This window comes from Candidatus Alcyoniella australis, from assembly GCA_030765605.1.
Classification (GTDB): domain Bacteria; phylum Lernaellota; class Lernaellaia; order JAVCCG01; family Alcyoniellaceae; genus Alcyoniella; species Alcyoniella australis.
This window is the reverse complement of record JAVCCG010000148.1, coordinates 26,254-37,331: the sequence shown is the minus strand read 5'-3', so window position 1 is coordinate 37,331 and position 11,078 is coordinate 26,254. Positions and strand designations below refer to the sequence as shown.

Sequence of the window (11,078 nt, the reverse complement as noted above, 5' to 3'; positions counted from 1 at the left end):
GTCGGCTGTCGGCCAGCGCTCCCTGGCGCGCTTTGCCCGGCAGATCCGCACTCAACATTCCGAGCAGAGTCGGGCCGTAGACCAGCGCGCACAGCAGCAGCAAACATCCGGCGGCCGTGAGCACGATTCGCGCCATGCGCGCCTCGCGTCCCAGCCCGCGGCCGCTCATCAATTGATGTTCATCGGCCGCCCCTGGCGCTGAGCAACTCCTGCGCCGCGGCCCGCGAACTATCGTGGATCGGCTCGCCGCCGATCAGTCGCGCGATCTCCTCGATCCGTTGCGATGGGTCCAGGCGACTGAGCAGTGTCGTTGTGCGACCCTGGTGCACGCGCTTGCGCACGGCAAAGTGCGTTTGGCCATAGCTGGCGATCTGCGGCAAATGGGTAATCACGATCACCTGGTGATCGACCGCCACCTGCGCCAGTTTGGCCCCGACCACCGCTGCGGTCTGGCCGCCGATGCCGCTGTCCACCTCGTCAAAGATCATGGTGTCGACCGGCTCGGCGCGCTGCAGAATCCGCTTGAGCCCGAGCATGATCCGCGACAGCTCGCCGCCGCTGGCAATGCGCGCCAGAGGGCGCGGCTCCTCGCCGGGGTTGGGCGAAATGTTGAACGCCACCTGGTCCGCGCCGCTCGCGTCGACGCTTACGTCCCCGAGGTCGCCCGGGCCTCCCGCTCCGCCGGGCCGCTGCTCCACTTGGACCACGAAGCGCGACTTGGGCATCGAAAGCTGGGCCAGCTCGGCCTCGACCAGCTTGCCCAGCTTGGCAGCCGCCTGCCTGCGCGCCGCGCTGAGCTCGTCGGCCGCTTGGCGCAGCCGCCCGTGAGCCTGTTCCAGCTCGTGGCGCATTTTTGTCAGGCGCGAGTCGAGGTTCACAACCGACTCCAGCTCGTCGCGCGAGCGCCCGAGCAGTTCGATCAGCCCCGGCACGTCGGTGCGGTGCTTGCGCTTAAGCGCGCTGAGCGCCTCGAGACGCGCCTCGACCAACTCCAGCTGATCGGGATCTTGCGACAGGCCCGAGCCGTAATCACCCACCGCGCGCGCGGCCTCCTCCACCTGCAGCAGGGCGTCGTGGAGCTGCCCGGCGAGCTGTTCGGCCCGAGGATCGAGTCGCGCCGCCTCGTCCAACGCCTTGGCGGCCCGCGCCAACGCGTCCTGCGCGCCCCCCTGGTCGCCGACCAGTTCGGCTTGAGCCTGATCCGCGGCCTGGATCAGCCGTACGGCGTTTGCCAACACCTTGCGCTGGACGTCGAGCTGTTGCTCCTCGTCAACGGATAGGTTCGCCGCCTCGAGCTCGGTTACCAGAAACCGCAGATAGTCCTCGCGCGCGCCGGCCTCTGTCGCGCGACGCGTAAGCTCGTCAAGCTGCGAACGCAGCTGTCGTACCTGGGCGAACTCGCGGGCCGTCAGCTTGAGTTTGGGACCCAGGCCGCCGTACTCGTCGAGCAACCCCAGGTGCCGCGATTCGTCGAGCAGGGTCTGGTGCTCGTGCTGACCGTAGATCGCCGCCATTCGGCTGCCCAGCTGTCGCAGCAGCGACAGCGGAACCGCACGGCCGTTGACCACTGCCTTGCTGCGGCCGTTGGAGCTCAGGTGTCTGCGGATCAGCAGCGGCCCATCGAGCTCGATCCCCGCCGTTTCGAGCAGCTCGGAGAGCCCGTCGAGAACCGGGCCGTCGATCTCGGCCTCGACCACCGCCTCGTCCGCGCCGGTGCGGATCAGGTCGCTGGAGCTGCGCGCGCCCAGCAGCAGGTTCAGCGAGCCGATGATGATCGACTTGCCCGCGCCGGTCTCGCCGGTGAGCACGGTCAGTCCCGGGCCCAGATCGAACTCGAGTCGTTCGATGATCGCCACGTTCTGGATCACCAGCGAGCGGATCATTGCGCGCCTACCGCTCTCCCCAGTGCAGCTTGCTGCGCATGATGTCGAAAGTGCTCTTGCTCGGGGATTGGATGATCGGCACCTCGTAGCGACCGCGACGGATGTGGATTCGATCTCCCGGATCGACGCTCCAACCCTCCTGGCCGTCGAAGGTGATGTAGGCATCGGCCCGCTCGGTAATCAGGTCGACCCTGATCTGCGCAGTATCCGAGAGCACTACCGGGCGCAGATTGAGCGTATGCGGACAAATCGGCGCGATCAGAATCGAGCGCACGCCGGTGTGCACGATCGGACCGCCGGCGCTCATCGCGTAGGCGGTCGAGCCGGTGGGAGTCGCGGCGACCATACCGTCGGCCTTGATCAGCGCCAGCTTGCCGCCGTCGAGCGATACGTCGAGGTCCAGCATGCGGGCGATCGCGCTTTTATTGATCACCACGTCGTTGAGCACGTGCCGCGTGCGACGGCGCCCTTTGGCTTTGGAAATATGCGTGGCCTGCAGCGTCATCCGGTTCTCGACGCGCAGTCGGCCTTGCAGCGCCTGCTCCACCGCCGGGTACATCTCCTCGAGGGTGATCTCGGTCAGAAAGCCCAGGTGCCCCATGTTCACGCCCATCACCGGGACCTGGCGTCCGGACAGAGCGCGTACCGCGGCGATCATCGTGCCGTCGCCGCCGAGCACGATCAGCAGCTTGGAGCGGTTGAAAATCCGCCCCTTGACGCACTGTCGAGTGCTAGGCGCGCAACAGGCGCTGTCGGGCTCGAGAAACACCTGCACGTCGCGGGCGTTGAGCCAACGTACCAGATCGCAGGCCACGTCAGCGGCCGCCGGATCTTTGCGCTTTACGAAAATTCCAACTTCGTCAATCATCATCAGATCTTTACCACAGGCTGCGCAGGGCGATCAATTATCAACCTCGTCCGCGAGTGGCGGCTGGTGCAAATCGAACAGCGCCAGGCTCTCTCCGGCCCAACGCGAGACGCCCGCCGCCGAGAGCCGCGCGTAGAGCGTGCGCACCAGCTGTTGCGTAAAGCCCGTGGGGTCGCGCTTTTCCGCGTATGTCGAAAGCACCCACAGCCGCTCGTAGTCGCGCGGCAGGGTCTTGAGCATGCTTGCCGTAGCCCCGTACGACATTATATCGCCCTGAATCAGCATTGCCCGGCGTTGGTCGAGATCGCCCGACGCGCGTAGGCGCGCCGCGCGCAACGCAACCGCCAGATTCGCGTTCTGGTCGGCCTCAAGCATCATTCCCGCGCGCGCGCGATCGCGTCCGGCGTTAAAGTTGAGCATCTGTTGCACCGTGGGCACGATGAACACGCCGGGCAGCTCGCGCTGCATGTAGTAGCAGGTGCACTGCTGCGAAATCCAGTGATAGAACAGCAGCGCGTCGGAGTTGCGGGCGTGCTGCGCCAGGTAGCGCCCGATCTCGCGGTAGTGCTCCTGGTTATAAAGCGGCCGACTGTAGTAACGCGTCAGCGACCGAGCGCCAAGCAGCGCAACGATCAGCACCAGCACCACGGCCAACGAGCGGCGCCAACGGCCGATGTTGTACAGCCCCGCGCCGAGCACGATCAGCAGCAGCGGCAGGCTGGGCATCACATACTTGGGCTGGTAGAGCCGGGTGCGCGAGCAGACGAACAGGCTGAAGCCCGTGGAGACGAACAGCAGCGCATAGAGCACCAGCCTGCGTTTGCGTTCGCCGTAGCGCGAGATCAGTCCGGCGATCAGCAGTAGGGCGAACGGTGCGAGCATCAACGCGATCAGCCAGCCGCGATCGATCAGCCCTAAAAATTGCAGCACCTCGGTGTTGGCGTCGCCACGCGGCATGCCGTAAATCCCGGTGGAGAAGCTGAACGCCAGGGCCGTGTGAAACAGCGCCCTACTCAGCGGGTAATGATAGTTGCTCACCGTGCGGGTCATCATCAGCAGCATGATCGGCACCCAGGGCAGAAACAGCGCCAGGGCGATGCACGGCGCCATCAGCGGCCGCGACCAGGACGCGGGCCAACGCACCACTCCCAGCAGCACAGGGAGCAGCAGCAGCAGCAGCAGCCCGGGCCAGACCTTCCACCCCAAAATGAACAGCAGGTAGGGGACCGCGGCAGCGAAAAGTCCGACCAGCATCACCAGCAGCGGCCCGACCAGCCCCTGCCAACGTTCCTCGCGCCGAACCAATACCTGGACCAGCGCCACCAGGCCCAGAGCGCCGATGATCCCCAGCGAGAAATAGTTGGTGTAGAGCATCAGCGCGCCGACCAGCCCGGCGGCCAGGGCGTAGCCCTTGCGCTCGCGCTCCATGGCCAGCAGCACCAGGTAGACCATCGCCATCCCGAGCATGGTCAGCAGGGTCGGGTAGCGGATCTGCTGACTTTGCACCACGTGCAGCGGGCTGATCGCCAGCAGCAGCGCGGCCCACAGTCCCACGCTGCGATTGATCAGCCGCGAGCCCACCAGGTAGATCAGCGGAATCGTGGCCGTGCCCAGCAGCACCGGCAGCAGGCGGATGAACGCCTCATCGTTCGAGATGCGCTGCCACAGCGCAATTATGTAGTAATGCGCCGGCGGATGGACGTCGGTGTAGAGAATGATCCGCAGGATGCGACCCGGATCCATGGCAGTGACCGCCAGGGTCAGACACTCGTCGGACCAGAAGCTCAGGCGCGTGAGCTGGTAGAGGCGCAAAGCCAAGCCCAGAGCCGCGATCAACGCCAGCAGGATCTGCGCCCGGCGCCGCTTCGCGCCCGCGTCGGGCTGCGCGTCGGAAAGCGGAGCGGACACTATCGCCGTTCCTCGCCTGACACCTGTAGCTCGCTCCCGATTTTCATCGGTGCAAGGATGGCACAGACTCCCCGCGTGTCAAGATCGGCGATACAGGCTTGTTCAGACGCGCGGGTTTGGGCTAGGATTGGAACTACCAAGCAACAGAGCCAAATAAACTGCATTGCCGATCAGGGAATATTATTAATCTGGAGGTCGCAGATGAGTGAACCGCAAGATCCCGGAACAGAACAACCCACGTTCGCAGCGCCGCCCCCTCCCCCGCCTCCGCCGCCTCCGCCTCCACCGCTGCCGCCGCAGGCGATGGCCATGGCTGACGGACCCAAGACTCCGGGCGTGTCGATCGCCGCATTGATCTTGGGCATCCTGTTCTGCGGCGGCTGCCTGACCGGCATTCCGGCGCTGGTCCTGGGGATCATCGGCCTGAAAAAGGCCAATGCCGATCCGCAGAACGTCGGAGGCAAAGGCCTGGCCATCGCCGGCATCATCCTGGGCAGCCTGGGAATCCTGCTCTCGATCGTCGGCGGCATCGTGCAGGTAATGATGGGCGGCATGAACTACGGCTTCTAGCAAAACGAACAATCGAGCGACGCGGCCGTCCGGCAACGGGCGGCCGTTTTATTTACTCCCTTATCCCTACGGTGTATACCTTCTCCATCATTGCCTAACTCGGAGTGAATCATGACCGCATCTCAAGGCAATTTGCCGCAGGAATCCAATCCCACCCCGGCATCGCCAACGGCGCTACAAACGCCGGGCGTGAGCATCGCCGCACTGGTATTGGGCATACTCTCGCTCCTGTTCTGCTGCCTGTCCGGCATTCCGGCGCTGGTCCTGGGCATCATCGGCCTGAAAAAAGCCAATGCCGACCCCGACAACATCGGTGGCAAAGGCCTGGCCATCGCCGGCATCGTCCTGGGGTCAATAGCCAGCGTGATGACGATCTTCATCGCGATGCTGGCACTGATCGCCGTTCCCAACTTTATGACTCTTGAAAGCAGGGCCTACGACGCTTCGGCTGTATCAGCGGGCCGCAACGCGCGCCTGGCCGAGGAAGTTTATTTCCAGAACTACGGCGAGGAAATGGGCGGAACGTACACCTGCGACATGGATAAGCTGCTGACCGTTGATCGCAACCTCTTAGACGATCCTGGCGTGCAGTGGGAATTCGGCGATTGCAACCAGCAGGGGTACACCTTCACCGTGTGGCATGAGAAGTCTGACGCCGAACCACACGTGATGACCGATTAGGCCGCTGCAATTCAACGTCCCGATGCTGTATCATCCGCAGGATGGAAGCGAACGAAACCGCCAACCCTGACGTTGTAGATCAGCGACCGTTGCGATCGATCGAGCGGCTGTGCAACATCGCACTGTTGCTCGGCCTGCTCTCGTTCCCGTTTTGCTGCCTGTTCATCAGCGGATTTCCCGCGGTGATAATCTCCGGCTTGGCCCTGGAACGGCTGCGCGAGACGCCCGACGTTCCGCGTGCCTATCGCCGTCGCGCCTGGACCGGGATGATCCTGGGCTGCCTGGGGATCGTGGTCGGCCTGGGGCTGTTCATCTACTACTACATTAATCGCGGTCCGATCCTCAACTGATCTGCATTGCTCGTCCGCTGCGAGTGCAATACTATTTACATCAGCCCAGCCTAATTCAGCGCAATGGGAAAGACGATGCAGGACACCTCTGAGCAGCAAGCGCAGCAGACCACGCCCACGGTTCCCGCGCCGTGCTACGACCTTTATCAGGCATACCCCGCGCCGCAGGTTCCCCCCACTCATCCGTTGGCGCTGGCGGCCCTGATCTGTTCGTTGGTCGGCCTGTGCTTCTGGCCGGCGGAAATCGCGGCGATCATCTGCGGCGCCATCGGCCTGAACAAGATCCGGCAATGGGGCGGTCGCTACGGCGGCCACGGTATGGCCCTGGCCGGTATGATCATAGGCATCGCCTATATGGCGATCATGGTTTTGGCTTTCCTGGCCTACATGGTGTTCCTCTTCGCGGCAATAATCATCACCATGGCCGCGTCCGCGGGAGCCGGAGGCTGATCTGACTACCACGCGCTGCCCACACTGTGGATTGTTGGCCGACGCCGAACTGTTCAACGGCGTCGGGTCAATGCGTTGCGCCTGCGGCAATAAGATCCTCGCTGTTGGCGAACAACCCGCACAGCAGCCCTACGCGTTTGGGCAGTTGCTCACGCCGCTGCCCTCCAGCGCGTTGCGGCGTACGCACCCGATGGCGATCGCCGCGCTGGCGTTGGGCCTGTGCGGCATCATGTTGTCAATATTTTGCGTCGGGCTGCCGCTCTCGGTCCTGGCCTTGGCTGCGGGCGTGATCGCGTTGAGTGCCATCGCCGGCAATCCCCAGAACTTCGAGGGCCTGCCCCTGGCCTGGATCGGCATTGCCGGCGGCGCGCTGGGCCTGCTGGTGAGTGTGGGTTGGCTGATCTACATCTTCGTGCTCATCGGCAGTTCAGAAGGCTACGCGTTCTGAGGCGCGACAGTGTGTTGACCGCGCTGCTGGCCTTGCCGGTATTGCTCGCCGGGCTGGCCGTTCTGTTCTGGACGACCGATGGCCCGCAGGCGCGTAGCGCCGAGTCGCACCTGGCAACCACGCCCGTGCCCAAGCTAATCGTCGACCTGCACTGCGACACGCTTAATAAGCTGCGTCTAAACGGCGGCGAACTGGCCGCCAATCCCCGGCTGCAGGTCGACCTCGAACGCCTGGCGGCCGCCGGACTCAACGGCCAGGTGTTCATGAGCTGGTCGAGCACCCAGTCGATCCGCGGCGGCTTTTCGTGGAAGGTGATCCTGGCCCAACTCGATATCTTCGACGCCCAGAGCGCGGCAAGCAACGGCAGACTGCGGCTGGTGCGTAACGCGGTAGAGCTCGACAACACCCTACGTGAGGGCCGGATCGCGGCGTTCCTCGGTCTCGAGGGCGCTTACTGCCTTGAGGACGACCTGGGGCGGCTGGAACAACTCGCGCAACGCGGGGTGCGAATTGTCGGCCCGGTGTGGAACCACCACAACGATTTTTGCGATTCTGCGACCCAAAGCCCGCCGCGTTGGAATGGGCTCTCGCCCCTTGGCAACGAGCTGGTGGCGCGCTGCAACGAGCTGGGACTGCTGATCGACGCGGCCCACGCCGCGCCGCAGACCATCGCGGACATCCTCGAACAAAGCAGCGACCCGATCATCGACACCCACAGCGCCTGCCGCGCGCTGTGCGACCATCCGCGCAACTTAAGCGACGAGCAGATCCGCACGATCTGCGGCCGCGGCGGCGTGGTCGGCGTGCTGTTTCATTCGCCCCATCTTGTAAAAGGACGGCGCGCCACGCTCGAGGACGTGCTGGACCACATCGAACACGTGGTGCAGGTCGGCGGCGTGCAGTGTGCGGCCATCGGCTCGGACTTCGACGGCAACATCGTCGCGGCGAAGGGACTGGAGGACGTCTCGCGCCGGCCCGAGCTGTTGCGCGGCCTGCAAAATCGCGGCTACAGCGACGAGCAGCTGGCCTTGATCGCCGGGGGCAACTTCGCCCGCGTGTTCCGTCAGGTCTGCGACAAATAGCGGGTTAACGGGCCGGAGCGATCAGCGCGCCCGGCGATCCGCTCAGCGGTCGGCAGCGCATCCCCTTGGGACATATTTGATAAATCAAAATCAGCGGCCCGGGCGCCATGCGCTCGAACATGTCCTCGCGGCACGGACCGTAGAGCGTACGCATCGGGAACGGTCGACGCACGACCTGTTGTTGATCGGGCAGCGGCGGCATGCGTCCGGGCTTGTAAGGCGAGATGATCGTACGCGAGACGCTGATCGAGGGCAGCTCGCGGTAGAAGCGCACGATCTCGGGGAACTCGTCGGGCTGCGCCAGGTAGCGCTCGTACACATAGCTCGAGAGAAACACCGCGTCGATCCCCTGCTCTCGCACCTGCTCTACGTCGTAGGGGAACAGACCTTCGACAAAGCGCTCCACACGGTAGGTCGGCTCCTCGGCAATAATCCGCAGCTTGATTCGATCCTTGAGCGCCACAACCGCTTCACCGCCGCGGCTGGGCGGCATCTGGTTGGAGCGCGGCTGCGGCCCGTACTCCTCCATCAGGATCGCGTCGCCATCGTGCAGGTTGGCCGCGACCCAGTTCTGGGCAAAGACTCGGGTGTCGGTCTTGACCAGCAGCATGTCGTGGTAGATCGTCGCCGCCAACGTGCCGATCGATCCGGCGATCACCAGTCCGATCAGTAGAATCCGAGCGCTCGTGCGGCCCAACGCCGGGGCTCGATCGTACATCCCCTTGATCGCCAGGGCCGCGAACACGCACAGGCCGGGCAGGATCGGCATCAGGAAGCGGTCAAAGGTCATGCGCCACGAGCCCATCAGCGCGAAGTACCCAATGCAGAACAGCGCCGGGCCCAAAGCCGGTCCGCGCGGACGCAGCAGTGCGGCCAGCAGTCCCAGAGCGGCGAAAGCCGTGGCCGCGGGCCCGATCCCCTGGGGCAGCGACTGCAACGCGTAAGCCTGCCAGCCGCTGATCTCGCCCGAAATGCCGAAGTGCCCGCCGTGGGCGTGCAGCATCGAGTAGCTGAAGTCGGCGATGAACGCCGGGTAATCCAGCAGCACGTAGGGCGAGGTGGCGGCGAAGGCCAGGATGCACAGCGCGCCGCAGGCGACCAGCGCGGCCAGCCTGCGTGCCAATCCGACCTGTGTATAGCTCAGGGCGGCGGGGATCGCGGCAATCCCCACCAGCGCGGCGTTGTAGCGGGTCGAGGCGGCCAGCCCGGCGCAGATTCCGGCCAGCGCCAGGTCGCGGCGCAGGCGACCCTGGTGCCAGCGCACCACGAACAGCATGCACAGCGTGCACCACAGGCCCGAGGGCACGTCCGTGGTGCAGTAGTGGCTGTCGGCCACGTGATGGAAGCTCAGCGCCAGCAGCGCGATGGCGATGATCCCCGCAACGCGCCCGCCCAGGCGCTTGCCCAGCAGGTAAACCACGCCGAGGGTCGCCGTGCCCATCGCGGCCACGCAGCAGCGCGCGAGCACGATCACCGTGCTCGGGTCCTTGGCGTAGCGGTAGGCGAAATCGAAGCTGTCCGCGAACCAGCCCAGTGCGCGTCCCAGCGCATAGTACGCGCCGAAGACCGCGAACAGCATGTACATCAACAGCGTCGGGTAGCGAAAGAAGTGCGGGTTGAAATCGCCCGAGCCAAAGCCCAGGGCCGCGCTGAGCACCTTGCCCTCGTCGGGGTGCACTTGCAGCGGCAGGCCGAAGTCGATCCCCAAGAAGCGCAACGCGGCGCCAACCAGCAATAGGCCGACCAGCGCCAACTTCCACCAGCGTCCGGCTTGCGCGCCCCCGTCCTTGGTCATCGCCTCAACACCTCTTCGCAGATCTGCTGCCAGGCGCGGCCCATCAGCACGTCGCTGAACCGCTGCTTGACGTCGCTTTGCGCGCGCGCTCCAAGCTCGACGCACAGCCGATCGTCCTGGAGCAGCCGCTGGATACATTTGGCCATGGCGCGGGCGTCGCCCGCTTCGTAGAGCAGCGCGTTGGACTCGTGCTCGAGGTAATCAGTCAACCCCAGCACCCGCGGCGCAACCAGCGTCCGGCCACAGGCCATTACCAGCAGCGCCGAGAGCTGACCCTGGGACTGTCGGCGATCGGGCAACGGCAAAACCGAGAAGCGGCAGGAGCCGAGCAGCTCGACCAATTCCAAGGTCGGAATGTAGGACGCAAAGCGTGTGTTGGGCGGCAGCGGCCGTCCATCGCGTTCAGCGTCTGCCAGGGATTCACGGCCGACGATCAGCAGCTCGAAGGGCACTACCACCAACTCCAACGCCTCGAGCAGCAGCGGCCAGTCGCGAAAGCGCGGCCCTTGGTCGGCCTTGCCCAGCACCACAATCCGTTGCCCGGCCAACGCCCTGTCAAGTGGCGCGGTCGGCGGATAGGGACCGATGCCGATCGGCGCAAACCGCGCGCGCGCGGCCACTTCCGGACCCAGCCGCCGATAGTAGTCCAGCTGCCCCGAGCTGGGGGCCACGATGCACTGCACGGATTGCAGCGCCCAGCGCGCGAGCCTGCTCACGTTCGGACCCAGCCGACCGAGGTTTTCCACGTCGAACACGATCAGCGGCACGCCGCGCTCGCCCAACAGCCGCCGCAGCAGCGCCAGCGGCAATCCGCTCTGCGAGCTGTAGGCGATCAGCAGGTCGTAACGCGACGAGCGCAGCCAGGCGATCAGCGCCTGCAGCGGGTAGAACTTGAGCACCCGCTGCTCAAAGCGCGTCCACAACGGCAGCGCGAAGGTCGTCAGCACGTCGAGCTCGGGACGCGGCGCGAAGTGCTTGAAGAACGCGTAGTCCCCACCCAAGGCCTTGCTGCGCCGCCAGTTGGCCAGAAACAGGATCCGCAT

11 protein-coding genes are annotated in these 11,078 nt (G+C 65.1%); 6 read left to right on the top strand and 5 right to left on the bottom strand.

What is annotated here, in order from left to right:
* Positions 1–179 precede the first annotated feature (179 nt).
* Genes recN through P9M14_18015 form a run of 3 tightly spaced genes read right to left on the bottom strand, consistent with a single transcriptional unit; the run spans position 180 to position 4,659 of the window.
* Complete coding sequence (gene recN, locus P9M14_18025) at positions 180–1,883, bottom strand: DNA repair protein RecN (GenBank protein MDP8257650.1); 1,704 nt, start codon at positions 1,881–1,883, stop codon at positions 180–182.
* Between the two features lie 7 nt (positions 1,884–1,890).
* Positions 1,891–2,751, bottom strand: a complete 861-nt coding sequence (locus tag P9M14_18020; GenBank protein ID MDP8257649.1) for an NAD(+)/NADH kinase — start codon at positions 2,749–2,751, stop codon at positions 1,891–1,893.
* Between the two features lie 33 nt (positions 2,752–2,784).
* Positions 2,785–4,659 carry a glycosyltransferase family 39 protein gene (locus P9M14_18015; protein ID MDP8257648.1) on the bottom strand — a complete coding sequence of 625 codons (1,875 nt, stop codon included), beginning with the start codon at positions 4,657–4,659 and terminating at the stop codon, positions 2,785–2,787.
* Between the two features lie 201 nt (positions 4,660–4,860).
* On the opposite strand from P9M14_18015, the gene P9M14_18010 reads away from it, so the two are divergent.
* The 6 genes from P9M14_18010 to P9M14_17985 all read left to right on the top strand — a co-directional run bounded on the left by P9M14_18010 (position 4,861) and on the right by P9M14_17985 (position 8,240).
* A complete protein-coding gene (locus P9M14_18010) occupies positions 4,861–5,229 on the top strand; it encodes a DUF4190 domain-containing protein (GenBank protein MDP8257647.1) in 369 nt (122 codons plus the stop codon).
* A gap of 111 nt (positions 5,230–5,340) precedes the next feature.
* Positions 5,341–5,910, top strand: coding sequence for a DUF4190 domain-containing protein (locus P9M14_18005; protein MDP8257646.1), 570 nt, complete (start codon positions 5,341–5,343; stop codon positions 5,908–5,910).
* A 41-nt stretch (positions 5,911–5,951) separates the two neighbouring features.
* Complete coding sequence (locus tag P9M14_18000; GenBank protein ID MDP8257645.1) at positions 5,952–6,260, top strand: hypothetical protein; 309 nt, start codon at positions 5,952–5,954, stop codon at positions 6,258–6,260.
* Positions 6,261–6,335: 75 nt separating this feature from the next.
* On the top strand, positions 6,336–6,710 hold the full coding sequence (locus tag P9M14_17995; GenBank protein MDP8257644.1) for a DUF4190 domain-containing protein: 375 nt from the start codon (positions 6,336–6,338) through the stop codon (positions 6,708–6,710).
* Positions 6,711–6,744: 34 nt separating this feature from the next.
* On the top strand, positions 6,745–7,158 hold the full coding sequence (locus P9M14_17990; GenBank protein MDP8257643.1) for a DUF4190 domain-containing protein: 414 nt from the start codon (positions 6,745–6,747) through the stop codon (positions 7,156–7,158).
* Positions 7,159–7,169: 11 nt separating this feature from the next.
* On the top strand, positions 7,170–8,240 hold the full coding sequence (locus P9M14_17985) for a dipeptidase (GenBank protein MDP8257642.1): 1,071 nt from the start codon (positions 7,170–7,172) through the stop codon (positions 8,238–8,240).
* A 4-nt stretch (positions 8,241–8,244) separates the two neighbouring features.
* Here the strand turns inward: P9M14_17985 and P9M14_17980 are convergent, their stop codons facing one another.
* Together P9M14_17980 and P9M14_17975 are read right to left on the bottom strand one after the other, a co-directional pair.
* On the bottom strand, positions 8,245–10,035 hold the full coding sequence (locus tag P9M14_17980; GenBank protein ID MDP8257641.1) for a glycosyltransferase family 39 protein: 1,791 nt from the start codon (positions 10,033–10,035) through the stop codon (positions 8,245–8,247).
* Positions 10,032–11,078, bottom strand: coding sequence for a glycosyltransferase family 4 protein (locus P9M14_17975; protein MDP8257640.1), 1,047 nt, complete (start codon positions 11,076–11,078; stop codon positions 10,032–10,034). The genes P9M14_17980 and P9M14_17975 overlap by 4 nt, the downstream gene beginning before the upstream one ends.

What these genes read in the sequence shown, in the direction of transcription:
- P9M14_18000 (MDP8257645.1), top strand. Translation starts at nt 5,952, where the DNA reads ATGGAAGCGAACGAAACCGCCAACCCTGACGTTGTAGATCAGCGACCG.
- P9M14_17995 (MDP8257644.1), top strand. Translation starts at nt 6,336, where the DNA reads ATGCAGGACACCTCTGAGCAGCAAGCGCAGCAGACCACGCCCACGGTT.
- P9M14_18005 (MDP8257646.1), top strand. Translation starts at nt 5,341, where the DNA reads ATGACCGCATCTCAAGGCAATTTGCCGCAGGAATCCAATCCCACCCCG.
- P9M14_18010 (MDP8257647.1), top strand. Translation starts at nt 4,861, where the DNA reads ATGAGTGAACCGCAAGATCCCGGAACAGAACAACCCACGTTCGCAGCG.
- P9M14_17975 (MDP8257640.1), bottom strand. Translation starts at nt 11,078, where the DNA reads ATGCGGATCCTGTTTCTGGCCAACTGGCGGCGCAGCAAGGCCTTGGGT.
- P9M14_17980 (MDP8257641.1), bottom strand. Translation starts at nt 10,035, where the DNA reads ATGACCAAGGACGGGGGCGCGCAAGCCGGACGCTGGTGGAAGTTGGCG.
- recN (MDP8257650.1), bottom strand. Translation starts at nt 1,883, where the DNA reads ATGATCCGCTCGCTGGTGATCCAGAACGTGGCGATCATCGAACGACTC.
- P9M14_18020 (MDP8257649.1), bottom strand. Translation starts at nt 2,751, where the DNA reads ATGATTGACGAAGTTGGAATTTTCGTAAAGCGCAAAGATCCGGCGGCC.